Consider the following 22,576-nt stretch of genomic DNA (forward strand, 5'->3'; position numbering starts at 1 on the left):
CTGTGACTTCGATTCTTCGGCGCCCACCAGGGTACGCCCGTAATTTCGTACGTTCTTACGTCGGCCAACCTGCGGGCGGCCGCACCCATTCCCGCGCCGCTACGAGCCCACGGCGGGCTCCGTCTCGCGGGGCCGCAGCTCCGCGTGCTCCAGTACGTCCTTCAGGTGCCGCTCGATCACCGGCAGCACCTCTGTGATGGTGATCTCGCGGCCCAGTTCGTACGAGAGCGAGGTCACACCGGCGTCCCGGATCCCGCAGGGGACGATCCGGTCGAACCAGGTGTTGTCCGGGTTCACGTTGATCGCGAAGCCGTGCATCGTGACGCCCTTGGCGACCCGGATGCCGATGGCCGCGAGCTTGCGGTCCTCGCGGCGCTGGCCGGCGTTCGACGGGGCGTACTCGGGGCCGTTCAGACGCGGGTCGAACTCCTCGTCCGCCAGGCGCGGGTCGAAGTCCAGGGAGAGCCCGCCGATCTTCGGGCGCTCCTCCACCGGATCGCCGAGCACCCAGACCCCGCTGCGCCCCTCGACGCGGGTGGTCTCCAGGCCGAATTCGGCGGCGGTGCGGATCAGCGCGTCCTCCAGGCGGCGGACGTGGGCGACCACGTCCACCGGGCGGGGCAGCTTCATGATCGGGTAGCCGACCAGCTGGCCCGGACCGTGCCAGGTGATCTTGCCGCCGCGGTCCACGTCCACGACGGGCGTGCCGTCGAGCGGCCGCTCGCTGTCGGCGGTGCGCCGGCCCGCCGTGTAGACCGGCAGGTGCTCCAGCAGCAGGCAGGTGTCCTCGATCTCGTCCGCGAAGCGGGCCGCGTGCACCCGGCGCTGTTCTTCCCAGGCCACCGTGTACTCCACGGCCTCCGGTCCGAAGCCCAGACGGACAAACCCAAGCTCAGCCACCGCGGTGCCTCCTCGTTGAACCTGCCGTCGAACGTGCTGTGTGCACGTATCACACCAGGCAAGGGTACGGCGGCCCGCTCCCGGGCCGTCAGCCGCCCGGTCCGGGCCCCCGCGGGGGCCTCGCGGGCCGCCTGCCGCCCTTCGCCGGCCGGTCCGGGTCCTCGTCCGCCCGCGGCAGCCGCCGGTGCCCCTCGGAGTGGTCGTTCACCCAGCCGCAGACCCCGCAGGCGTAGCGCCCGTCGAGACCCGCGATGTACGTCCCGCAGCGCCGGCACTCCGCCTCGGTCAGCTCGGGGGCCGGGAGCGGCGCCGTGGACTGTGCGTAGCTGCCGTCGCCGTCGAGGCGCTCGGAGCTGCCGGGGGGATGCTCCCCGGTGGGCCGGCGGGTCATGGGCCGCAGCGTACGCGGGTGGAGGGGGTGGGTCCGTAAAGAGCCATACCGGTTCTGCACACGATCGGATGAATGTGGGGCAGAGGGGGCGGTGTGGGCGGAGTTCGCCGCTACATTCACGCCGTTCACAGGGGCCGGGACTCCGGTCCGTCGCGTCAGGAGACCGTGGAGCCGATGACGGAACGACCTGCCCAGCGTGTCCCCAACCGGCAGCTCGCGGCACTGATCGCCGAGGCCGGGTTCTCCAACGCCGGGCTCGCCCGCCGCGTGGACCAGCTCGGTCTGGAGCACGGTCTCGACCTGCGGTACGACAAGACCTCCGTGACGCGCTGGCTGCGTGGGCAGCAGCCGCGCGGCACCACCCCGGCACTGATCGCGGAAGTGTTCACCCGGCGCCTCGGGCGGCGGCTGTCGGCCCAGGACCTGGGGCTGGACGCGTGCGCCCCCGTGTACGCCGGGCTGGAGTTCGCGGCCACCCCGGAGGAGGCCGTCGACATCGCCAGCGGCCTGTGGCGCAAGGACTCGGGCTCGCACGCGGAACTGCGGAAGATCGCCTTCACTCCGGCCGGGCTGGTGGTGCCCAGCCGGGACTGGCTCATCGGCCGGGCCGACGAACGCGTCGGCCGGGGAGCGGACCAGGCCGCCGCCCGGATCCCGGCGCAGGGCCGGACCTCGGTGCCCCGCCAGCGGCAGATCGACCGCGGGCCCGGTCAGCGGGTGACGGGCGGTGACATCGCGGCGCTCAGATCGGTCAGCGAGCTGTTCCGCACCCTGGACCACGCCTACGGCGGCGGCCACGCCCGCCAGGCCCTGGTGCGCTACCTGGAGCACGAGGCGGAGCCGATGCTGCGCGGCACCTACGGGGAGAACACCGGGCGCCGGCTGTTCTCCGCCGCCGCGGACCTGACCCGGCTCGCGGGCTGGACCTCGTACGACATCGCCGCGCACGGGCTCGCCCAGCGGTACTTCGTGCAAGCGCTGCGGCTCGCCCAGGCCGCCGCGGACCGGCCGTACGGGGCGTTCGTGCTGATCACCATGAGCCGGCAGGCGGTCTACCTCGGCCACGGCCGGGAGGCGGTGCAGCTGGCGCGCGTGGCCCAGCAGGGCGTGGGCTCGGGCCCGCCGCCGGTGGTGCAAGCGCTGCTGCACTCGGCGGAGGCGCGCGGACACGCGGTGCTCGGCGAGGTCAGGGCCGCGACGGCGTCCCTGGTGCGGGCCGAGCGGGCCCTGGGCGCGGCCCGGCCGGGGGACGACGTGCCGCACTGGGCGCGGTGCTACGACGAGGCGCAGCTGGCGGACGAGTTCGGGCACTGCCACCGGGACTTGCAGCAGTACCGGGCCTCGGCGCAGCACGCGGAGCGCTCGCTCCAGCTGCGGTCCCCGGCGTACGCGCGCTCGCGGCTCTTCTGCCGGGTGGTGCTGGCGACGGCCCGGCTGGGGCTGGGCGAGCTGGACCAGGCGTGCGCGCTGGGCGCGGAGGCGGCGCAGCAGGCGATGGAGATGCGGTCGGTGCGTGCGGTGGAGTACGTACGGGACTTCGAGCGGCGGCTGGAGCCGTACCGGGACGCGTCGGCGGTGCGGACGTACCGGGACCGGGTGGCCGCCTTGTCGTGACCCCGCGGACCCGCTGCCGGGGCGCTGCGCGGGCTCCGCGACTCGATCTCCCCCGGTCTGCCGCCCGGAGGCTTCCCCCGGCGGGGCCGGACGCGTCGTCCGGCCCCGCCGGGGGGTGCCTCAGGCCGCCACCGGGAGCGCGGCCCGCGGTGCGGCCGGGAGCGGGATGCCGAAGTCGCGCAGGACGGCCCCGGAGGCGCGGCGGGCGGAGCGCAGGGCGCCCTCGACGGTGTTGGTGTCCCGGTGGTCGCCGCACACGTACAGCCCGGCCAGCACCCGGACGGGGCGGCGGGTGTCCTGTGGCGGGGGCATGGCGGGCACGGCTTCGGGGGTGTGGTGGACGGCGAGGAGCTCCCAGTCCCGGGTCGAGGTCTCGTAGAGCCGGGCCAGGCGCGAGGCGACCGTGCGCGCGGGCGGCGGCGGGCCGAGGACGGTGGTGGTGACCAGGCTGCGGCCGGACGGGGCGCGCGTCGGGTCGACGGCGCTCATCACGGCGGTGTGGGCGACGGGCCAGTCGGGGTCGCCGTCCAGCAGCAGCGAGCCGTCCCAGGGGAGCGGCCCGGCGCCGGTGGCGGTGGCGTGGTGGATGACGGTGACCTGGTGGAAGCCGGGCACGCGCAGCCCCGGGAGCAGTTCGGCGGCGGCCCGGGCCCCGGTGGCCAGGACGACGGAGCGGCAGCTGAAGTCGCCGTGCTCCGCGGTGGTCACGAGGTTGGTGGCGACGGAGCGGACGCGGACCCCGGTGCGTACGGTGCCGGGCGGCAGCGCGGCGGCGAGCAGCCCGGGCAGGGTCGCCGCGCCGCCCTCGGGCACGGCGAGGCGGCCGCGGGCGAAGGTGCGCAGGGCCAGGTCGGCGACGCGGCTGGAGGTGGTGAGTCCGGGATCGCGCAGGAGCGCGGCGAGGAGCGGGCGCAGCGTCGTACCGAGGCTCCTGGAGCTCAGGGCGGCGTGCGCGGTGCGCTCGGGGCGGGCGAGGAGGCGCTCCTCGGGCAGGGCGGCGAGCCGCGCGAGGGCGGCGCCGACGCGTGCCTGATCGAGGGAACCGCTGGTCAGGGCGCGGGCGGGGGTGAGCGCCCCGGCGCGGAGCGTCCGGCCGTCGGCGTGGACGCGGGCCCCGGGCGCGAAGGGCCGCAGGACGAGGCGCTCCAGGCCGGGGGTGCGGGCCGGCTCGGTGTAGGCGGTGTTGAGGAACTGTCCGATCCGGTCGAGCCGGAAGCCGTCCACGGTCTCGGTGGCCATGCGGCCGCCGGGGTCGTCGGCGCTCTCCAGGACGATGACCGTGACCCCCGCCGCGATCAGGTGGTGTGCGGCCGAGAGCCCGGAAACTCCGGCTCCCACGATGACTACGTCCGCATGGTGTGCGTGTGCGCTGTGGAGCACGTGCCCCTCCCCGAGGTCGGCCCGGCTGTGTGGGGATCCTCCTTCCCCCAACCGACTCCGGCGGAACCAGAGTTGGGCGGCCCATTACCGCCCGGACGGTCAACTCCGGTCGCACACCGGTCGCATTCGGCTCACGTACGGTCGCACGCGGACAGCGCCGTGCTCCCCCTCCGGGCCCCCTCAGGGCCCTCGGGCCCCCCTGCCGGGCTAGGCCTCGGAGGCCGTCAGGGCGGCCCTGATCGACTCGTCGATGCCGGGGTGACGGAAAACGAAGCCGGACTCCAGCAGCCGGGTCGGCAGCACCCGCTGACTGCCCAGCACGTCCTGGGCGAATTCGCCCAGCACCACGCGCATGACGGGAGCCGGTACGGCGAACAGCGCCGGCCGGTGCAGGACCCGGCCCATGGCGGCCGTGACCTCGCGGTTGGTCAGGGGCTCGGGGGCGGTCAGGTTCACCGGCCCCCTCATGGCGGGGTTGTCGACGAGGTACCGCAGGGCGGCGATCTCGTCGTGCATCGAGATGTGCGACCAGTACTGGCGGCCGTTGCCGAGCCGGCCGCCGATGCCGGCCTTGAAGATCGGGAACAGCTTCCCCCAGGCCCCGCCCTCCGCCGCGACGACCAGCCCGGTACGGGCGAACACGGTCCGGACCCCGGCGTCCCGGGCGGGGGCGGCCGCGGCCTCCCACTCGACGCACACCTCCGGCAGGAACCCGGTTCCCGCCGGAGCGCTCTCGTCGACGGGCCGGTCACCCGTATCGCCGTAGTAGCCGACGGCGGTCCCGCAGACGAACACCTCGGGCGGCTCGGCCATGGCGGCGACGGCCCGCGCCATGGCGGCCGTGCCCTTGACCCGGCTGTCGCGGATCTCCCGCTTGTACGCGTCCGTCCAGCGGCGGTCCCCGACCCCGGCGCCGGCGAGGTGCACGACGGCTCCGCAGCCGGCGAGTCCGGCGGGGTCCACGTACCCCCGCGCCGGGTCCCACCGCGCCTCGTCCGGGGCGGCCGGCTCCCGCCGCACGAAGCGGACGACTTCATGGCCGTCGGCCCGTAGATCCCGCCCGAGGGCGCTGCCGATGAGGCCGGTGGCACCGGTGAGTGCGATACGCATGCCCTCATCCTGCCGCCTTCTCGACGCGCCGACCCCACGCCTGGGCCGGGCGGCCCTCTCCCGCTGCGCGGGGCCTGTCCCCTCCCCGCCCTTCCACCGTTCCCAGGGCTCCGCCCTGACCCGTAGAGCCCGAGCTCCGCCCTGGCCCCCGGGGCTCCGCCCCAGACCCCGCGCCTCACACGCCGGCGAGGCTGAAATGGAGCGGGCCGGAGCCTCAGGAAGGAGCCGAGCCCAGCCAGGTGCCCACCGCGTAGGTGACGGCCATGGCCAGGGCGCCGCCGGCGACGTTGCGCAGGACGGCGCGGCCGGCCGGGGCCCCGCCCAGCCGTGCGCTGAGCACCCCGCACAGCGTCAGGGCCACCAGCACCCCGCCCGCCGTCACCGGCACCCGCCAGGACGGCCCCGGCAGGACGATCGCCAGCAGCGGCAGCAGCGCCCCCACCGTGAAGGCCACCAGGCTCGCCAGCGCCGCGTGCCACGGGTTCGCCAGCTCGTCGGGGTTGATCCCCAGTTCCACGCGCGCGTGCGCGCGCAGGGCGTCCCGCTCCGTCAGCTGTTCCGCGGCCTCCCGCGCCACCTCCCCGCTCAGCCCGCGCGCCACCAGCAGCCCCGTCAGTTCCTCCAGCTCCTCTTCCGGCGACTCCGCCAGCTCCCGCCGTTCGAGGTCGAGCGCCGCCTCCTCGGAGTCCCGCTGGGAGCTGACCGAGACGTACTCCCCGGCCGCCATCGACAGCGCGCCCGCCAGCAGGCCCGCGACCCCCGCCGCCAGGATCGCCTGGCGCGAGGTCGTGGCCCCGGCGACGCCCACGACGAGGCCGGCCGTCGAGATGATCCCGTCGTTCGCGCCGAGCACCCCCGCGCGCAGCCAGTTCAGCCGCGTACTGATCGCCGCGCTCTGCACACCGCCGCTCCCGCCGACGCCCGTACCGCCACCACTGTCCACCGTTTCCGTCACGCCCCCCACTGTCGTGCCCCGCGCCCGGCAGGGCCACCCGGCGTGCGCGCGGTCCGCGCCGGTACCAGGGTGGAGGAGTGAGACGCGAACGCGAGGAGCCGGGCTGGATGCGCGGTGCCCCGCCGCCGCGCTGGGCCCGGTTCGCGCCCGCGGCGGCGCTGGTCGTACTGGTCCTCGCGCAGCGCCTCACACCGGGCGACGTGGAACTCGGCTACTTCCTGGCCGGGCTCCCACCGGTGGCCGCCTTCGCCTACGGCGCCGCCGGGACGGCCGTCTTCGCCGGCATCGTGCTCGTGCTCCTCGGCATGCCGGGCATCGCCGTCGCGCACGCCCGGGGCTCCGATCTCGCCACCGTCGCGGTCATCGGGGTGCTCAGCGTCGTCGTCGCCTGGGTCCGAAAACGCCGGGACGCCCAGCTGGTCAGCGTGCGCAGCGTCGCGGAGGCCGCCCAGCTCGCCGTCCTGCCGCCCGTCGCCGAGCGGGTCGGGCGGATCCGCTGCTCCGGCCTCTACCGGGCGGCCCAGCGCGGGACCCTGGTGGGCGGCGACCTGTACGACGTACGGGTCGGGCCCTTCGGCGTGCGTGCGGTCGTCGCCGATGTCCAGGGCCACGGCCTGGCCGCCGTCGGTACGGTGGCCTCGCTGCTCGGCGCCTTCCGGGAGGGGGTCCTGGACGACCCGGAGCTCTCGGCGGTGGCGGCCCGGCTGGAGCGGCGGCTGCTGGCGGACGCGGCGGCCAAGCCGGTGGAACACGCGGAGTTGTTCGTCACGGCGGTGCTGATGGAGTTCCCGCCCGGGGCCGGCTTCGTACGGATCGTGTCCTGCGGGCACCCCCCGCCCCTCCTGCTGCGCGGCTTCGTGGCCTCGGAGCTCGACGTGCCCCCCGGCCCTCCCCTCGGTCTCGGTCTGGCGGGCGCGGGCGCCCCGGCCCGGCCCGCCGAGCTCCCGGTCCTTCCCGGGGACCGGCTGCTGATGTACACGGACGGCGTGACGGAGGCCCGCGACGCGGCGGGGTGCTTCTACCCGCTGGCCGCGCGCGTGCCCGTACTGGCCTCGGACGCGGCGGGGCTCGCCCGGGCGGTGTGGCGGGACCTGGAGTCCTTCACCGGGGGCGGGCCCCGCGACGACGTGGCGCTGCTCGTGCTGTCGCCCGAAGAGGAGCCGGACGGTACGGGGCCGCACGCCGTGACGACGGCTCCGGGACGACTGCTCCGTGAGGAGACCCCCGCGGCGGAGGCCCCCGAGACGGGCGGGGAGGGGTAGGAGTGCTGTCTGCCTACGCCGCTTCGCGGATGAAGGACCGGACCATCTTGCAGGTGACGTTGGACGGCCGGCGGATGCCCGTCCGGACCGCCATGGTGCGGATCTTGCGGTTGGTGGCGCGCTGGACGTCATACGTGCCCGAGTCGAGGAGCGATATCGCCAGCCGCATCGCCTTCAGCCCCCGGTTGTGCCTCTCGTACCACTCGCGGGGCAGCCCTGCGGGCAGCGGCTTCTTCTTGATCTGCTCGATGGTGTGCGTGGTCATGGCAGTGGCCATCTACAGCCTCCGAACTGGTGGTTGGCGTCCCGTCGTTCTTCCTTGATTTTACCGGGGACCACTGACAAAGGCCCTGGCCAGGCACCGCTTCGATAGGCTTCCGGGCATGGAGATCTGGATCAATCCCGCCTGTTCGAAGTGCCGCAGCGCACTGACCCTGCTCGACGCGGAAGGGGCCGAGTACACCGTCCGCCGCTACCTGGAGGACGTCCCCTCCGAGGCCGAGATCCGCGAGGTGCTGGGCCGCCTGGGCCTGGAGCCGTGGGACATCACCCGTACCTCGGACCCCCTCGCCAAGGAGACCGGCGTGCGGGAACTGCCGCGCGAGGAGACCGAGGCGGCCCGGCAGCGCTGGATCAGCCACCTCGCGGCGCATCCCAAGCTGATCCAGCGGCCGATCATCACGGCGGAGGACGGCACGGCGGTGGTGGCCCGCACGGACGAGGCGGTACGGGACGCCCTGTCCCGCAAGGCGTAGCCGACCGCGACCGGCCGCCCCATCCCGTCAGCCGGCCCCCACGTCCCGTCAGCCTTCACCCCGTCCGTCCAGGCCCGTCCCCCGGGCCCCGGTCCGGGGCTCCGGACCCTATCCGCCCGCCACGCGCCGCTGGTGCACGCGCAGTTGCAGGGCGGCGAGGTCGAGCAGCGGGGTGGGCACGGCGAGGGCCCGGGCCCGGGCGGCCAGGTCGCCGAAGACGTGCTCGACCTCGGTCGGATGGCCGGCGACCAGGTCCCGGTACATCGAGGGGGTCAGCGGCGACTGCGGTGTGGTCAGCGTCCGGGCGGTGAGGGCGACTTCGGACTCCGGCACCGGATGTCCGGCGGCGGCGGACACGGCGGCCGCCTCCGCGAGGACCGCGAGGCCGAACTCGCTCCCGCCCGGCACCGCGTTGACCTCGCCGACGGCGCCGCGCGCGAGCGAGGTCACCGCCACCAGGGTGGTGATGAAGACCCACTTGTGCCACATGGCGGCCACGATGTCCGGCACTTCGGGGGTGTCGATGCCCGCTCCGGCCAGGACCTCGCGCACGGCGTCCACGCGCGCGGAGGGCCGCCCGTCGCGCTCCCCCGTGAGCAGCACGGTGGGCGGGGCCATCCGGACGATGTCGCCGTGCTCGTTCAGGGTGGTGACCACCTTGGCCACGCCGCCGAGCACCGGCGCGTCGCCGAAGCGGCCCGCGAGGTGGTCGAGATGGGCCATGCCGTTGAGCAGCGGCACGATCGCCGTGCCGGGGCCGACCGCGGGAGCGAGGTCGCGGGTGGCCGCCTCCAGGGCCGTGGACTTCACCGACAGCAGGACGAGGTCGTACGTCCGCGTCAGCGCGTCGGCGGTGACCAGCTGCGGGGCGAGGGCGATCTCCTCCCCCGGCCCGGTCACCCGGAGCCCGCGTGCGCGCAGGGCCGCGGCCCGCTCGGGGCGCACCAGGAAGGTGACGTCCCGGCCGGCCCGGGCAAGGCGCGCGCCGAAGTATCCGCCCGTGGCGCCGGCTCCGACCGTCAGGATTCTCATACCGGCTTCAAGTCCCCCGCACTTCACGGTATTCCGCCCTCCCGGCCGTCCGCGCTCCGCGCGGAAGCCCCGGCCGTCGGCGCCGCGGCCCCTCCGCACCTCGTAGGGTGGGGTCAGCGCCAAAGTGGTACGTACCGCACCAAAGGACCCGTGACCCGTCGTGACCGATCAGCAGCACCCCCGGCCCGCCGCCCCCGAGAGCCCCACCGCCCACGACGTCCCCACCGCCCCCGCCGCCCCCACCACTCCGCTGCTTCCGCCGCCCCGGCGGGGAGCCGACTGGATGTTCGGCGGGGTGTACGGGACGGTCCTCGCCTCCGGGCTGCTCGCCGCGCTCGACCAGAAGGGCGGGGACTACACGCCCTTCTACGACGCCAGCTGGGTCCTCGTGACCGCCGCCACCGCCGGGCTCGCGCACGGGTATTCCCACCACATGGCCACCCACCAGCCCGGTTCGGCCGGGCACCGGTGGCGGCTGCTCGTGCGGGCGCTGTGGAACGAATGGCCGATGATCGCGGCCACCCTGCCCACCGTCCTGCTGCTGTTCGTCGCCGGGCTCACCGGCTGGGACTCGCACGGGGTGACGGCCGTCGGGCTCGGCCTGAACACCGCGATGCTGTTCGCCTGGGGCGCCTTCGTGGCCGTCCGGGTCGGCTACAAGCTCGCCTCCGCACTCCTGATCGGCATGGCCGACGCCACGATCGGACTGGCCATCATCGCGGCCAACGCCCTGATCAAGTAGGCGGCCGCGCACGCGGGAGCGGCGCCCGGCCCCCGCGCGACCACCCTCGCGGAGGCACCCGTCCTCGGGGAGGCAGCCACCCTCGCGTTGGCGCCCGCCCTCTCGGAGGCACCCACCTCGCGGAGGCAGCCACCCCAAGGAGGCACCCACCCCGAGGAGGCGACCACCCCGGGGGAGGCGCCCGTCCTCAAGGAAGCAGCAGCTGCTCCTCCGCCTCCGCCAGGATCTCCGTCAGCCGTGCCCCGAACTCCGCCCCGCGCTCGTCCGGCACCCCGGTGCGCGCCGCGGCGAGCAGCGCGTCCAGGGCGCGGCCGTAGGCGCCCGGGACGTTGCCCCACTCCGGCAGGCCGAAGACGCCCTCGGCCCCGCGCACCTCCAGGCCCACCCCGGCGGCCGCGCGCGGGGAGCTCAGGCTGAGGACCGCGGTGCTCGCCGCGCCGGAGGTGTGGCGCAGGGCGAGCTGGACCACGTCGGAGGGGCCCCGGGTGGCGCTGACCGAGGTGACGTCGCCGAGTACGGGAATGAGTACGGACAATGCGTGCGGGCCCACGTCCCACAGTCCGCCCTTGGCCTTGCGCCAGGGCGAAGCCGCGTAGGCACTGGGCTCCCCGTCGGGCGGGAAGACCGCGCCGAGCCAGTGGGCGGCGCCGGTGAACCACCCCGAGCGCTCCGCCTGCTCCGCGACCCAGCCGGCGGTCGGCTCGGCGAAGCGGAGGGTCAGGAAGACCACCGAGGCGACCCGGTGTTCGACCACGGCCCCGGCGACGGCGCGGGCGGCCTCCGCGGTGGTGGCCACGGGCTTGTCGAGCAGCAGGTGGCAGCCGGCGGCGGCCGCGCGCACGGCGAGCGGGGCTTGCACATCGGGCGGCAGGGCGAAGGCCACGACGTCACAGTCGGCGAACAGCGCGTCGGGGTCTTCGTACACCTTCACGCCGTACTCGGCGGCCAGCTCGGCCGCGGCTTCGGGCCTGCGGCCCCAGACTCCGACGAACTCGGAGCCGGGATGCGCGGCGAGGGCGGGGGCGTGGGTGCGGTGGGCCCAGGGGCCGGTACCCAGCAGTCCGACACGGGGAAGGGGCCCGGAAGCGGCCTCCGCGGCGGCCTCTCCGGCGGGCGTCAAATCATACGAAATGCTCACCTGCCCAGTCTGCCCCACCCGGACGGGTGTCCTGTCGGCAACCCGCACAAGGGCGCCCACCTGCGGGGTAAACCTCGGTAACACGGGGTTCACACGCGGGCAACGGAAGAGAAATCGCGAGCGGGCACGCTGCGGTCTACACCGCAGAACGAATCCGCAGCACGCGAAGCGCGGAACGCGAGGCGGTACACCACCGCACGACGCAACCGCACGACGCAACCGCAACCGCACGCGCGACCGCAGCACCCGCAGAGTCTGCGCCGGAGCGACGCACCGAAGGATGGGGCCCGTGAGCTACAAGGCTGAGTACATCTGGATCGACGGAACCGAGCCGACGGCGAAGCTGCGCTCCAAGACGAGGATCCTCGGCGACGGCGACGCGCTGCCGATCTGGGGCTTCGACGGCTCGAGCACCAACCAGGCCGAGGGCCACGCCTCCGACCGTGTGCTGCAGCCGGTCTTCTCCTGCCCCGACCCGATCCGCGGCGGCGACAACGTCCTCGTCCTGTGCGAGGTCCTGAACATCGACATGACCCCGCACGAGTCGAACACCCGCGCGCAGCTGCGTCCGATCGCCGAGAAGTTCGCGGGCCAGGCCCCGATCTTCGGCATCGAGCAGGAGTACACCTTCTTCGACGGCACCCGCCCGCTCGGCTTCCCGGTCAACGGCTTCCCGGCGGCGCAGGGCGGCTACTACTGCGGCGTCGGCTCGGACGAGATCTTCGGCCGCGAGATCGTCGAGAAGCACCTGGACCACTGCCTCGCGGCGGGCCTGGCGATCTCCGGCATCAACGCCGAGGTCATGCCCGGCCAGTGGGAGTTCCAGGTCGGCCCGGTCGGCCCGCTGGAGGTCTCCGACCAGCTGTGGATCGCGCGCTGGCTGCTCTACCGCACCGCCGAGGACTTCAACGTCTCCGCGACGCTGAACCCGAAGCCGGTCAAGGGCGACTGGAACGGCGCGGGCGCGCACACCAACTTCTCCACGAAGGCGATGCGCGAGGGCTACCCCGCGATCATCTCCGCGTGCGAGTCCCTGGGCGAGGGCAGCAAGCCGCTGGACCACGTCAAGAACTACGGCGCCGGCATCGACGAGCGCCTGACGGGGCTGCACGAGACCGCCCCGTGGAACGAGTTCAGCTACGGCGTCTCGGACCGCGGCGCCTCCGTCCGCATCCCGTGGCAGGTGGAGAAGGACGGCAAGGGCTACATCGAGGACCGCCGCCCGAACGCGAACGTCGACCCGTACGTGGTGACCCGCCTCATCACGGACACCTGCTGCACCGCCCTGGAAAAGGACGGCCTGGTCTGACCGCGCCCGCACCCCACACTCCCGAAGCCCGTCGAGCCCCACGGCCCGGCGGGCTTCGCCACGTCCCCAGGGCCAGCCACCCGGGCCTGACGGGTTGTCGGGATCGCCATGGTCCGTTCACGGGCGGGTTTCGGAATATGGGATTTCGATCCATGACGTGAGACGGGGTCTGCCTCAGGGTCGGTGCGTCTGCTTGAATGGGGGCATGGCCAGCCACCCGCACACCTCGACCGGTCGCAGCGACCTCGAGCCGTTCTGGCCTTCCCGTCAGGACCACGATTTCGACCGGGTGTGTTGCCGCGCGAAGAACGCGCCGGCCCTCTAAAGCCTCCGGGATCTCGCAAACGACCTTCGCCCGAGGCCTTCGGTCTGCGCGGTACGACAAAGACGACGCCTGTACGCACGTCTCCTGCCGACCACTCCGCGTGAAAGAGCCGACCACTCATGACGAACGCCCGTTCCTTTGCTTCCGCCACCTCCGCTGCGACCGCTGCGACCGCTCCCCCGACCTACCCGGCCTTCCCGCCCAGTCCGCGTCACCGCCTGCGGGCCGTGGACCGGGACGAGGTGGCCCGTGTCGTGGACCTGCTCCCGCCCGGCGCCACCTGGCTGCCCGCCCCCCAGCACACCCTGCCCAGCCTGCCGGGGCAGCCGCCGATGGTCGGCTACCTGGTGCTCGTACCGGCCGACCAGCAGCCGCCGATCGCCTTCGCCCCGCACTCCGTTCCGACCGCGACGGCCCCTGAGACCGCGCCCGTCACCGGGGACGCCCTGGTCCGCATCGACCCGGCGCAGCGCACGGCCGAGGTGGACGGCCAGGTGCTCGACCTGACGTACCTGGAGTTCGAGCTGCTCGCCCACCTGGTCGCGAACCCGCACCGGGTGCACAGCCGGGACCAGCTGGTGACCACCGTCTGGGGCTACGGACACGTCGGCGACGGCCGCACCGTCGACGTCCACGTCGCCCGGCTGCGCCGCAAGCTGGGCGCGTCGCACCGCGGCGCGATCCAGACCGTGCGGCGTGTGGGGTACAAGTACGCCCCCTGACCGAGCCGTTGTGACGACGGGCCCGTACTCACGAGGGGAGTACGGGCCCGCTCCGGTTCATCACACCGGGCCAACTGGTGCGACTTCAAGGGGTGTCGCTGCCCCGGCCCGCAGCCGGAGGCCTACGCCTCCGCGCCGGCCCCGGCCAGGCGCCGCGCCGCCGCGAGGCCCAGCAGCAGGTCTGCCGCCAGGAACACCAGCAGGCTGATCCCGAGCAGCGGTACGAACCAGCCCACGAGGGCCGTCACCGCGGCCAGCGGCAGCAGCGCCGTCACCGGCAGCCGGCGCCACGCCCCGCGCGGCCGCGCGCGGCCGACCGACAGCTTGCGCTCCTTGGTCGGGCGGCGCAGCCACCACATGCGGTAGCCCCAGACGACCATGAACATCAGCAGGACCGCGAGCGCGGCCAGGGCCAGCTGGTTGGCGACACCGAAGGTCAGGCCCATGTGCAGGTCGATCCCGAAGCGGGTCAGCTTGGCGAGCAACGGGTAGTCGGCGAAGCGGAGTTCGTCCATGACCCGGCCGTCGGCCGGGTCGACGGAGACCGCGTCCAGGTGCACCGGCACCTGCTTGTCCTGCTCCTTGACCACGTACCCCTTGCCCTGGGCGGGCAGGGTGATCCGCAAGGACTCCGTGACCCCGGCGGCCCGCGCCACCGCCAGCGCGCCGTCGATGCCGATGGCGTCGGCCGGGACGGGCACCGTCTGCGCGCCGTCGCCCGCGCCGTGCCCGGCGTGCTCCCCGCCGGCGTCGGCGGCCGGGGCGCCGGCGACCTTGGCGGAGACGGCCGGGGTCGCGCCGCCGAGGCCGTCCTGGAGCCGTCCGATGTGCTCGCCGGCGTACTTCGACCAGGTCAGGCCGGTCGCGGAGAGGCCGACGAGGCCGACGGCGATCCAGACGCCGACGGATCCGTGCCAGGACAGCGTCTTGCGCCGGCCGGTCGACTTGCGGTCCGGAACGACCAGCGCCGCCTTACGGGTGCGCCTGCGGCCGATCCACAGCGCGAGCCCGCCCAGCGCGACCACCCACAGCCAACTCGCGGCGAGCTCGCTGTAGTTCCGCCCGACCTCCCCCAGCTGCAGGCTGGAGTGGAACTCGCTCAGCCAGGCCCGCAGCGGCAGCGCGTCACCGGCGGTGGTGAGCGTTCCGCGCACCTCGGCCGTATACGGATCGACGAACACGGTGAGGGTCTCGCCCTCGGCGAGTCCCGGGCTCGTCAGGATCACCCGGGTGGTGTCCCGCGCTTCGGGCGCGGGCCATACGGCGGTCACCGAGCCCTGCGGCGCGGCGTTCTTGGCCGCGTCGACCTGGGCGCTGAGCGGAAGGGCGCTCGCGCCGACGCGCTCGACCGTGAGCTCGTCGGCGTAGACGATCTTCTCGGCCTGCCAGGAGCCGGCGTAGAGGAGCCCGGTGGTGGCGGCGACGAACAGCAGCGGGGCTATCAGCACCCCGGCGTAGAAGTGCAGGCGCAGGAGCAGCGGCCGCAGTGCGGCCCAGGCGTCGGGCCCGCGGGTTTGCGTTCCGGCTTGCGCACTGGTTCGCGTACCGGTGTCCGTACCGGCTTCCGCGTCGGTTTCGGGTGCGTCGGAGTCCGCTGCGCGGGCTCCCGGGACCTCGTCGAGAGACATGGGTGTCCTAGGTGTTGGCGAAGACATGGGTGACGGGCCCCAGGTCTCGCCCCCTCACCGAGGAGGTGCGCCGTGCAGGTCAGGCGCGGGCAGGACGGCCGGGGGCCGAGATGCGGATCCGTCCGCGCGCGGGCGGCCCGCGCCGCTCGGCGGTGTGCGCGTGCACGGCCCCGCGCAGGGTGCGCGCCCGCGCGCGGGCGGCCGGGCGACGGAAGGCGGGCACCGGCTCATTGGGGGCGACGCGCCTCCACAGCAGGGCGAGCACCCCGGACAGGGGCCGGGCGGCGATCAGGGCCCCGGCCGCGAGGACGGCGGCGAGCCGGAAGACGGCCGCCTCGCCCCAGGCCAGCCACGCCGCGCAGAACAGCCCGGCGAGGACGTGGGCGGCGATCATGCCGAGGCCGTCGTGGGCGTGGCCGGCCGCCATCCCGCTCATGCCGGTCATCCCGCTCGTGCCGGCCATGCCCATGCCCATGCCGCCCGCGACTTCCGCCTCCGCTCCCGCGCCCGCTCCCGCCACGTGGTGGTGGCGGGCGGACGCCGAGAAGGCGAAGTGCAGGACCGTCTGAACGCCGAGCAGGGCCCCGGCGATGGGGAGCGGTCCACGGCGGTGCCCGGCGCCGAGCCGGGCGAGCCCTCCCGTCAGCACGAAAGCGAACAGAAGCCCCAGTCCGGGAACATCCGTACCGGACATGTACGAATGCCCCAGCGCACCCAGTGCGACCGCCACCGCCGCGAAGAGCGCGGCCCGGACGGCGCGCAGCGGCGCGGGGCTGTGTGTCATGACCAGGGCATGGTGCCACGGGCCCCTTTGGCGCTCAACGCGCCGGGGTATCCGATCATGGCCGGATGAATCCACTGCCGTTGACAGTGCCACTGGGCGCGATGTACACGGGCGGGGTCCAGCTGGGCGCGTACGCCCTGGAGCGGCTGGATCCGGCGGCGCGCGAGCGGCTGCTGCGCGCCTGCTCGACCAATGCCGACAACCTCGACGCCGGCCGCTGGGAGACCCTGGCGCTCAGCGCGCTGCTGGTCGAGGAGCCGATGCCGCTGCCGTACGCGCTGCTGCTGGCGGCGGCCCTCGGGTACGCCGAATACGCCTACGGGGCCTGGTGGACGGCCGCCGCCTTCCTGTTCGGGCACACCGCGGCGACCCTGCTGGTGTACGGCTTCCTGCGCAGGTCTGCCGGTCCGCGGACCCGGCGGGCGGTGGACGTGGGAACCAGCTACGGGCTGGGCACCGTCCTCGGCGCCCTGACCTCGGCGCTGCCGCGCGGGCCGGTGCGCACCGCCGCCCGGGCGGGGCTGGTGGCGCTCGCCGTGCGGCCGCTGCTGCGGCGGGGGCGGACCTTCACCGACGCCGGCCACCTGGTGGCGCTGGGGCTGGGCCTCGGGCTCTCACTGGCCGCCGATTGTCCTTCCGGGGAGGGATCTCCGAAAATCAGAGGGATGACACGCGTCACCCAGCGCGCGACGTCCGCAGTCGTTTAGTCATTGAGTTCTCTGATCATTCGATTTCCGAATGCCACCGCCACCGCTGGAGCCGCCACGATGACCGCCACCACCGCCACGACCGTCGCCAACCTCCGCGACCTCGGCGGCACCCCGCTCTCCGGCGGCCGCACGGTCCGCCCCGGCCTGGTCCTGCGCTCCGGCCAGCTCGACCGGCTCGACCTCGACGCCGACCCGGCGGTGGCCGCGCTGGGCATCCGTACGGTCCTCGACTTCCGCACCGACACCGAGCGCGTCGACCACCCCGACCGTCTGCCGGCCGGCGCCCGGCTGCTGATAGCCGACGTCCTGGCCGACAAGATGAACGCCGACGGCGCGGGCGGTGCGTGCGGCGCAGGCGGCGCGCGCGGCGCCGACGCGGGCCCCGGGAAGATCCCCGCCGCGCAGCTCAAGGACCTGCTGTCCGACCCGGTGGTCGCCGAGGAACACCTCGGCGGCGGCAAGGTCCAGGCGCTGTACGCCGGCGTCTACCGCTCGCTGGTGAGCTCCGGCTCGGCGCAGGCCGCGTACCTGCAGCTGCTCACCGAGCTCGCCGACCCGCAGGCGGGCCCGCTGCTCTTCCACTGCACGGCCGGCAAGGACCGTACGGGCTGGGGCGCCACCGTCGTCCTGTCGCTGCTCGGCGCGGACGACGAGACGCTGATGAGCGAGTACCTGTCGGTGAACCCGGCGGTGCGGATCGCCTTCGCCCCGATGATCGAGGGCTTCACGGCGGCCGGCGGCGACCCCGACCTCGCGCTCGCGCTGATCGGCGTCTACCCCTCGTACCTGAAGGCGGCGCTGGACGAGGTGAACACGCGCTACGGCTCGATGGAGAAGTACGTGCGCGAGGGGCTCGGCGTCCGCGACGAGACGGTCGAAGCGCTTCGCGCCCGGCTCATCGCCTGAGCGGTGGCCGGATCAGCCGAACGCGTGCGCTGGCGACGGGTGACCATCGGACCATTCGCTCGTTCTGCTGAACGTGACTGCGCCGGATACCGCCACCCGCCCCCTTTCCCCCGATGTCGAGCAGGCCGAGGCCGCCATCGTCGAGCACTATCCGCGGCTGGTGCGGCTCGCCTACCTGGTGCTGCCGCCCTCCCTCGGCCGCAACCGCCGGGTGCTCACCGCGCACTCGCTGGCCCAGCGCGCCCTGCCGCGCGGCCGCCGGGACGGGGCGGCCGCCCAGGCCGCGGTGCAGGGCGGGGTCCCCGGGCAGCGCGGCGGGGCGGGCCCCGAGTCCGGGTACGCCTACGTACGCCTGCGCGTGCTGCGGTCCGCCCTGGAGGCCGGGATCCCGCTGACGTTCCGCGCACTGCCCCGGCGGGCGCAACTGCCGCCGCTGCTCCCCCAGGTGTGGGGGCTGCGACTGTTCCCGCGCTCGGGCGGCGCCGAGGAGCTGGCCCTCGACCAGTGGCTGGCCACCCTCGACGGGCCGGGCCGGGCAGCCTGCGTCCTGCGCGCGCTGGAGCGGCTGCCCGAGCCGGAGGTGCTGCGGGTCCTGACGGAAGCCGGGGTCGCGAATCCGGCCGCCGCCGTCGCGGAGTCCGGCGATCCGGCGACCGACGAGCTGTTCTCCTCCCCCGAGTTCGACCCGTGCGTGCTCCAGGCCCGGCCCACGGACCTGCTGCGCCGCCGCCGGCTGGTGCGGGCCGGGATCGCCGCCGGGGCCGCCCTCCTGGTGTGCGGGGCGCTGCTCGCACTGCCCGGCGGGGGCTGGGGGGCCGACGGGGCGGCCGCCCCGCCGTACGCGAAGAACGCGGCGGCGGAGCAGGCCCTGGATCCCGGGCAGCTGGTCCGGGCCGACCCGGCCCTGTGGCGCACGTCCTCCCGTACCGACTACTCGGGCTGGCCCGCGCGCGGCGACCGGGTCGGCGACACCGCCCTGCTGCGGCGGGCGCTGGCCGTCTGGGCCCGGCCCGGCCGCTCGGTCGTCGTCTCGGCCACTCCCGGCACCCCGTCGGGACCGCCGATGGGCCCACCGCAGCTGCTGTTCGCCGGCACGGTCGACCAGGCCGTCGTGGTCCTGCTCTACGACGGGCTCCGCGTGGCCCGGTACGCCGAACCGCGCTCCGGCACCGAGATCGCGGCCCTGGACTTCGCCCGGACCGACGGCGCCTCGGCGGACACGGCGACCGCTCTCGTCCTCAGCCGGGTCGACGGCAACGTCCGCTACCTGACGGCGCCGTGGGTGACGGGTGCGGCGCTGCGGGACCTGCTGAAGCCCACCGGTGCCCCGGCCGAGCTGAAGCTGACGGCGGACGGAATGACCCCGCCGGTGCCGAGCCCGGCCCCGGAGGGCGCCTGCACCGGCTGGAACGCGCTGGCCCTGACCGGCGAGGGCGGGACCCGGCTGATCACCGATCTGGGCGAGCTGACCCCGGCCCGGCTGACGTCGGGCGCGCCGGGCGCCGAGCGGAACGTGACGGAGGGCGCGGAGCTGGGCGAGTGGTCGCGGATCGCGTGCCTGCTGCCGTCGGTGCGCTCGCACGGGGTGCGGACGGTCAACGCGTGGACGTACGCGAAGCAGCCGCTGCCCGAGGGCGACGGCACGGCGACCTGGCTGTGCACGCGGGCGGAGACCTGGCAGGGCACGGCGGACCGGGTGCAGGCGCAGTTCCTGGCCCCGGGGGCGCCGCTGGCAGCGCAGGCGGCGAAGGCGGAGGGCTCGCCGGCGTGTGGTGCGCGGGAACCGCGGGTGCTGGCCGGGGTGCTCTGGAAGTCGAAGGCCGGGCAGTGGTACGTACTGGCGGCCGGCAGCGCGCAGTTCGCCTCGCTGACGGTGGGCGGCGGCCAGGTGAGCGGGGTCGCGGTGGGCAACCGGCTGGCAGTGAAGGCTCCGGCGGGGGCGCAGGTGGAGCTGTCGGGCAAGCTGACGGACGGATCGAAGGCGGGCGTGCTGCGGTAGAACTCCGCGCAGAGGGGTTTCCCTCGGCCTTACCCATCAGTACATTGACGGCATGTCTAATACGCCGCCCGCGTCGCCCGCCCCCGTGGCGTCGGAACACATAGACCTCAACGCCCGGAACGTGTCCTTCGCCTGGGAGGACACCCCGCTCCACTGGCTGCCCGGCGACCCCTTCGCCAACCACACGATCAACGTGCTGCACCTGCTGCTCCCGGCGGGCGAGCGCTGGTTCGTGCACGTCTACAAGCAGGTGCTCCCGTACATCACGGACGAGCGACTGCGCGCGGACGTGATGGGGTTCATCGGCCAGGAGGCCATGCACGCGAGCGCGCACGACGACGTGCTCCCCCACCTCAAGCGGTTGGGCCTGGACCCGACGCCGTACACGGCGCAGGTCGACTGGCTCTTCGAGAAGCTGCTCGGTGACCGGACGCTGCCGCCGGGCAGGGCGCGCAGGTGGTGGCTGATGGAGCGCGTGGCGATGATCGCGGCGATCGAGCACTACACCGCCTTCCTGGGCAACTGGGTGCTCAACGCCGAGGAGTTGGACCGGCGGGGCGCGGACCCGGTGATGCTGGACCTGCTGCGCTGGCACGGCGCGGAGGAGGTCGAACACCGGTCGGTGGCCTTCGACCTCTTCATGCACCTGGACGGCAGCTACCGGCGCCGGGCGCGGACGTGGGCCACCGCCTTCACGGCGCTGGTCTTCCTGTGGCAGCGCGGATCGCGGTACTTCATGGAGCACGACCCCGAACTGCCGCCCGGCTCCAAGGCCTCGGTGGGCCAGTTCTACCGGGCGGGGCGCAAGGGCACCCTGCCCTCCACGGGCGCGATGCTGAAGTCGATCCCGACGTACCTGTCCCGCACCTACCACCCCTCCCAGGAGGGTTCCACGGCGCAGGCCGTCGCCTACCTGGCCTCCTCCCCCGGTGCCAACGGAGGTGTCCGCGCATGAGGCGAAGCACGGCGGTGGCGGTCGGGGCGCTGGCGGGCGCGGCGTGGCTGGCGAAGCGGGCGGTCGGCAGGCGCATCGACGGCGGGTCGCCGCTCTGGCCGCTGCCGGCGCTGGAGAGCCCGGTCTCGGGGTACTCGCCGCGCCGGTGGATACCGGCCCTGATCGTGTCCCGCACGGAGCCCGCGGACGGCGTCCTGTGCCTGACGGTGCAGTCGCCGGACCTCCCGGACTGGGCCCCGGGCGCACACGTGGACGTACAGCTCCCGTCGGGTCTGGTGCGCCAGTACTCCCTGTGCGGCGACCCTTCCGCGCGGGGCAGCTACACGATCGCGGTCCGGCTGGTCGAGGACGGCCGCGGCGGCTCGCGCGAGGCGCACGCCCAGCTGCTGGAGGGCGCGGAGCTCTCCCTCCGCCCGCCCCGCAACCGCTTCCCCCTCCTGCCGGCCCCCGCGTACGCCTTCGTGGCCGGCGGCATCGGCATCACCCCGGTCCTCCCGATGCTCCGGGCCGCCGAGGCCGCGGGCGCGACCTGGACCCTCCTGTACGGCGGCCGTTCGCGCGCCTCGATGCCCTTCCTGCCGGAACTCGCCGCCTACGGGGACCGGGTCACGGTCGTACCGCGGGACGAGGCCGGCCTCCCCGACCTCTCCCCGCTCTCGGCGACGGGCCCGGACACCCTGGTCTACTGCTGCGGCCCGGCCCCCCTGATGTCCGCGGTCGAGGCGGCGGCCCCGGCGGGCGTCCCGGTCCACTTGGAGCGCTTCGCCCCGGCGGCCTCGGGGAGCGGCGCGAAGCCCTTCACGGTGGAACTCCACCGCTCGGGCCGCCTCATCGAGGTGGCGGCGACCGAATCCGCCCTCACCGCCGTCCGCCGCGAGCTCCCCAACACCCCGTACTCCTGCGAGCAGGGCTTCTGCGGCACCTGCCGACACCGGGTCCTGTCGGGCGACATCGACCACCGCGACACCCTCCTCACGGACGGCGAACGCGAGGACTCGATGCTGCTGTGCGTCTCCCGCGCGGCCTCGGACCGCCTGGTCCTGGACCTGTAGGCCGACCCCCCAACGGAACCGGCACCTCCGGGGCAACGGCCCCGGCAGGCGGCGAAGTAGGGTGTCCGCATGACAACCGGGGTGCGGCGCAGGATGGGTGTCGAGGAGCGGCGGCAGCAGCTGATCGGGGTGGCGCTGGAGCTGTTCAGCCACCGGTCGCCCGATGACGTGTCCATCGACGAGATCGCGGCGGCCGCGGGGATATCGCGGCCGCTGGTCTACCACTACTTCCCGGGCAAGCTCAGCCTGTACGAGGCCGCGCTGCGCCGGGCGGCGGACGAGCTCGCGCTGCGCTTCGTGGAGCCGCGGGAGGGTCCGCTCGGGGCGCGGCTGCTGCGGGTCATGGGGCGCTTCTTCGCCTTCGTCGACGACCACGGGCCGGGGTTCTCGGCGCTGATGCGGGGCGGGCCCGCGGTCGGCAGCAGCCGGGCCAACGCGATGATCGACGAGGTGCGCCAGGCGGCGTACGAGCAGATCCTCGCGCACCTGGGGGTCGACCAACAGGCCCCGCCGGCCCGGCTGGAGCTCGTGGTCCGCTCGTGGGTGTCCCTGGCCGAGTCGACCGCGCTGATCTGGCTGGACGGGCGGCGGATCCCGCGCGCCGAGCTGGAACTGCAACTGGTGCACGATTTCGCGGCACTGGCCGCGGTGAGCGCCGCCTACGACGCGCAGATGGCGGGCATCCTCGTACGGATCCTCGTGGACGAGCCGGCCGACGGGCCGTTCGGGGAGCTGGTGGGGCGGCTCGTGGCCCTCGTACCGGCCTCGGTGAAGCCGGGCGTGCCCGCACAGCTCTGAGCGGCACCGAACGGTGCGGGGGCCGGGCCGGGGTGACCGGTGCCCGGCCGCGCCGGGCAGGCCCGTGCGAGCGCCGCCGGGCCGCCGATTCTTGATCAACTGCCGGGCC

22 protein-coding genes are annotated in these 22,576 nt (G+C 74.5%); 12 read left to right on the top strand and 10 right to left on the bottom strand.

Annotated features, from left to right (window positions below):
- Positions 1-99 precede the first annotated feature (99 nt).
- Together lipB and J7E97_RS27940 are read right to left on the bottom strand one after the other, a co-directional pair.
- A complete protein-coding gene (gene lipB / locus J7E97_RS27935; RefSeq protein WP_215032841.1) occupies positions 100-900 on the bottom strand; it encodes a lipoyl(octanoyl) transferase LipB in 801 nt (266 codons plus the stop codon).
- 88 nt (positions 901-988) lie between these two features.
- Positions 989-1,291 carry a hypothetical protein gene (locus J7E97_RS27940; protein ID WP_374224261.1) on the bottom strand — a complete coding sequence of 101 codons (303 nt, stop codon included), beginning with the start codon at positions 1,289-1,291 and terminating at the stop codon, positions 989-991.
- 174 nt (positions 1,292-1,465) lie between these two features.
- Between J7E97_RS27940 and J7E97_RS27945 the strand changes: the two genes are divergently transcribed.
- Entirely contained in the window at positions 1,466-2,905 is a 1,440-nt protein-coding gene (locus J7E97_RS27945) for a regulator (protein ID WP_215032844.1), read from the top strand.
- 120 nt (positions 2,906-3,025) lie between these two features.
- On the opposite strand, the gene J7E97_RS27950 is transcribed toward J7E97_RS27945, so the two are convergent.
- From J7E97_RS27950 to J7E97_RS27960, 3 genes are all read right to left on the bottom strand, one after another.
- Positions 3,026-4,285: an NAD(P)/FAD-dependent oxidoreductase gene (locus J7E97_RS27950; RefSeq protein ID WP_215032847.1), complete on the bottom strand. Its 1,260-nt coding sequence runs from the start codon at positions 4,283-4,285 to the stop codon at positions 3,026-3,028.
- A 207-nt stretch (positions 4,286-4,492) separates the two neighbouring features.
- Positions 4,493-5,395, bottom strand: a complete 903-nt coding sequence (locus J7E97_RS27955; RefSeq protein ID WP_215032850.1) for a TIGR01777 family oxidoreductase — start codon at positions 5,393-5,395, stop codon at positions 4,493-4,495.
- Positions 5,396-5,609: 214 nt separating this feature from the next.
- The gene (locus tag J7E97_RS27960; RefSeq protein ID WP_374224264.1) at positions 5,610-6,296 is read right to left on the bottom strand and encodes a VIT family protein; all 687 of its coding nucleotides are present in this window, start codon (positions 6,294-6,296) and stop codon (positions 5,610-5,612) included.
- A gap of 161 nt (positions 6,297-6,457) precedes the next feature.
- Between J7E97_RS27960 and J7E97_RS27965 the strand changes: the two genes are divergently transcribed.
- Complete coding sequence (locus J7E97_RS27965; protein WP_215032914.1) at positions 6,458-7,612, top strand: PP2C family protein-serine/threonine phosphatase; 1,155 nt, start codon at positions 6,458-6,460, stop codon at positions 7,610-7,612.
- 13 nt (positions 7,613-7,625) lie between these two features.
- On the opposite strand, the gene J7E97_RS27970 is transcribed toward J7E97_RS27965, so the two are convergent.
- Complete coding sequence (locus J7E97_RS27970; protein WP_215032853.1) at positions 7,626-7,889, bottom strand: hypothetical protein; 264 nt, start codon at positions 7,887-7,889, stop codon at positions 7,626-7,628.
- Between the two features lie 106 nt (positions 7,890-7,995).
- On the opposite strand from J7E97_RS27970, the gene J7E97_RS27975 reads away from it, so the two are divergent.
- Positions 7,996-8,367 (top strand): ArsC/Spx/MgsR family protein, encoded by a 372-nt coding sequence (locus J7E97_RS27975; RefSeq protein ID WP_215032856.1) that lies wholly within the window; start codon positions 7,996-7,998, stop codon positions 8,365-8,367.
- 108 nt (positions 8,368-8,475) lie between these two features.
- Here J7E97_RS27975 and J7E97_RS27980 read toward each other — a convergent pair whose 3' ends face one another.
- Positions 8,476-9,399, bottom strand: a complete 924-nt coding sequence (locus J7E97_RS27980; RefSeq protein ID WP_215032859.1) for a ketopantoate reductase family protein — start codon at positions 9,397-9,399, stop codon at positions 8,476-8,478.
- A gap of 160 nt (positions 9,400-9,559) precedes the next feature.
- On the opposite strand from J7E97_RS27980, the gene J7E97_RS27985 reads away from it, so the two are divergent.
- Positions 9,560-10,141 (top strand): hypothetical protein, encoded by a 582-nt coding sequence (locus tag J7E97_RS27985; protein ID WP_308346823.1) that lies wholly within the window; start codon positions 9,560-9,562, stop codon positions 10,139-10,141.
- Between the two features lie 187 nt (positions 10,142-10,328).
- Here J7E97_RS27985 and J7E97_RS27990 read toward each other — a convergent pair whose 3' ends face one another.
- Complete coding sequence (locus J7E97_RS27990; RefSeq protein WP_374224265.1) at positions 10,329-11,273, bottom strand: Gfo/Idh/MocA family protein; 945 nt, start codon at positions 11,271-11,273, stop codon at positions 10,329-10,331.
- A gap of 295 nt (positions 11,274-11,568) precedes the next feature.
- On the opposite strand from J7E97_RS27990, the gene glnII reads away from it, so the two are divergent.
- A complete protein-coding gene (gene glnII / locus J7E97_RS27995; protein ID WP_215032862.1) occupies positions 11,569-12,588 on the top strand; it encodes a glutamine synthetase in 1,020 nt (339 codons plus the stop codon).
- Positions 12,589-13,032: 444 nt separating this feature from the next.
- Complete coding sequence (locus J7E97_RS28000; RefSeq protein WP_215032865.1) at positions 13,033-13,635, top strand: winged helix-turn-helix domain-containing protein; 603 nt, start codon at positions 13,033-13,035, stop codon at positions 13,633-13,635.
- Between the two features lie 122 nt (positions 13,636-13,757).
- Here the strand turns inward: J7E97_RS28000 and J7E97_RS28005 are convergent, their stop codons facing one another.
- Both J7E97_RS28005 and J7E97_RS28010 read right to left on the bottom strand, forming a co-directional pair.
- Positions 13,758-15,263 carry a PepSY domain-containing protein gene (locus J7E97_RS28005; protein WP_215032867.1) on the bottom strand — a complete coding sequence of 502 codons (1,506 nt, stop codon included), beginning with the start codon at positions 15,261-15,263 and terminating at the stop codon, positions 13,758-13,760.
- A 79-nt stretch (positions 15,264-15,342) separates the two neighbouring features.
- Positions 15,343-16,047: a hypothetical protein gene (locus J7E97_RS28010; RefSeq protein ID WP_215032870.1), complete on the bottom strand. Its 705-nt coding sequence runs from the start codon at positions 16,045-16,047 to the stop codon at positions 15,343-15,345.
- Between the two features lie 65 nt (positions 16,048-16,112).
- Here J7E97_RS28010 and J7E97_RS28015 point away from each other — a divergent pair, with 65 nt between their 5' ends.
- From J7E97_RS28015 to J7E97_RS28040, 6 genes are all read left to right on the top strand, one after another.
- The gene (locus J7E97_RS28015; RefSeq protein WP_215032873.1) at positions 16,113-16,754 is read left to right on the top strand and encodes a rhomboid-like protein; all 642 of its coding nucleotides are present in this window, start codon (positions 16,113-16,115) and stop codon (positions 16,752-16,754) included.
- Between the two features lie 60 nt (positions 16,755-16,814).
- Positions 16,815-17,663, top strand: coding sequence for a tyrosine-protein phosphatase (locus J7E97_RS28020; RefSeq protein ID WP_215032876.1), 849 nt, complete (start codon positions 16,815-16,817; stop codon positions 17,661-17,663).
- A gap of 73 nt (positions 17,664-17,736) precedes the next feature.
- Positions 17,737-19,662 (top strand): hypothetical protein, encoded by a 1,926-nt coding sequence (locus tag J7E97_RS28025; RefSeq protein WP_374224262.1) that lies wholly within the window; start codon positions 17,737-17,739, stop codon positions 19,660-19,662.
- A 52-nt stretch (positions 19,663-19,714) separates the two neighbouring features.
- A complete protein-coding gene (locus J7E97_RS28030) occupies positions 19,715-20,617 on the top strand; it encodes a metal-dependent hydrolase (protein WP_215032879.1) in 903 nt (300 codons plus the stop codon).
- The gene (locus J7E97_RS28035) at positions 20,614-21,669 is read left to right on the top strand and encodes a PDR/VanB family oxidoreductase (protein ID WP_215032882.1); all 1,056 of its coding nucleotides are present in this window, start codon (positions 20,614-20,616) and stop codon (positions 21,667-21,669) included. The genes J7E97_RS28030 and J7E97_RS28035 overlap by 4 nt, the downstream gene beginning before the upstream one ends.
- 69 nt (positions 21,670-21,738) lie before the next feature.
- Entirely contained in the window at positions 21,739-22,467 is a 729-nt protein-coding gene (locus J7E97_RS28040; protein WP_215032885.1) for a TetR/AcrR family transcriptional regulator, read from the top strand.
- Positions 22,468-22,576 lie beyond the last annotated feature (109 nt).

Origin of the sequence: Streptomyces sp. ISL-66, assembly GCF_018614135.1 — a bacterium.
In the GTDB taxonomy this organism is placed as follows: domain Bacteria; phylum Actinomycetota; class Actinomycetes; order Streptomycetales; family Streptomycetaceae; genus Streptomyces.

Excerpts from the sequence above, each read along its gene's own strand:
- J7E97_RS28010 (WP_215032870.1), bottom strand. The coding sequence starts at position 16,047 with ATGACACACAGCCCCGCGCCGCTGCGCGCCGTCCGGGCCGCGCTCTTC.
- J7E97_RS27975 (WP_215032856.1), top strand. The coding sequence starts at position 7,996 with ATGGAGATCTGGATCAATCCCGCCTGTTCGAAGTGCCGCAGCGCACTG.
- J7E97_RS27965 (WP_215032914.1), top strand. The coding sequence starts at position 6,458 with ATGCGCGGTGCCCCGCCGCCGCGCTGGGCCCGGTTCGCGCCCGCGGCG.
- J7E97_RS27980 (WP_215032859.1), bottom strand. The coding sequence starts at position 9,399 with ATGAGAATCCTGACGGTCGGAGCCGGCGCCACGGGCGGATACTTCGGC.
- J7E97_RS28000 (WP_215032865.1), top strand. The coding sequence starts at position 13,033 with ATGACGAACGCCCGTTCCTTTGCTTCCGCCACCTCCGCTGCGACCGCT.
- J7E97_RS28015 (WP_215032873.1), top strand. The coding sequence starts at position 16,113 with ATGAATCCACTGCCGTTGACAGTGCCACTGGGCGCGATGTACACGGGC.
- J7E97_RS27955 (WP_215032850.1), bottom strand. The coding sequence starts at position 5,395 with ATGCGTATCGCACTCACCGGTGCCACCGGCCTCATCGGCAGCGCCCTC.
- J7E97_RS28040 (WP_215032885.1), top strand. The coding sequence starts at position 21,739 with ATGACAACCGGGGTGCGGCGCAGGATGGGTGTCGAGGAGCGGCGGCAG.
- J7E97_RS27940 (WP_374224261.1), bottom strand. The coding sequence starts at position 1,291 with ATGACCCGCCGGCCCACCGGGGAGCATCCCCCCGGCAGCTCCGAGCGC.
- J7E97_RS28030 (WP_215032879.1), top strand. The coding sequence starts at position 19,715 with ATGTCTAATACGCCGCCCGCGTCGCCCGCCCCCGTGGCGTCGGAACAC.
- J7E97_RS27945 (WP_215032844.1), top strand. The coding sequence starts at position 1,466 with ATGACGGAACGACCTGCCCAGCGTGTCCCCAACCGGCAGCTCGCGGCA.
- J7E97_RS28005 (WP_215032867.1), bottom strand. The coding sequence starts at position 15,263 with ATGTCTCTCGACGAGGTCCCGGGAGCCCGCGCAGCGGACTCCGACGCA.
- J7E97_RS28035 (WP_215032882.1), top strand. The coding sequence starts at position 20,614 with ATGAGGCGAAGCACGGCGGTGGCGGTCGGGGCGCTGGCGGGCGCGGCG.
- J7E97_RS27970 (WP_215032853.1), bottom strand. The coding sequence starts at position 7,889 with ATGGCCACTGCCATGACCACGCACACCATCGAGCAGATCAAGAAGAAG.
- J7E97_RS28020 (WP_215032876.1), top strand. The coding sequence starts at position 16,815 with ATGACCGCCACCACCGCCACGACCGTCGCCAACCTCCGCGACCTCGGC.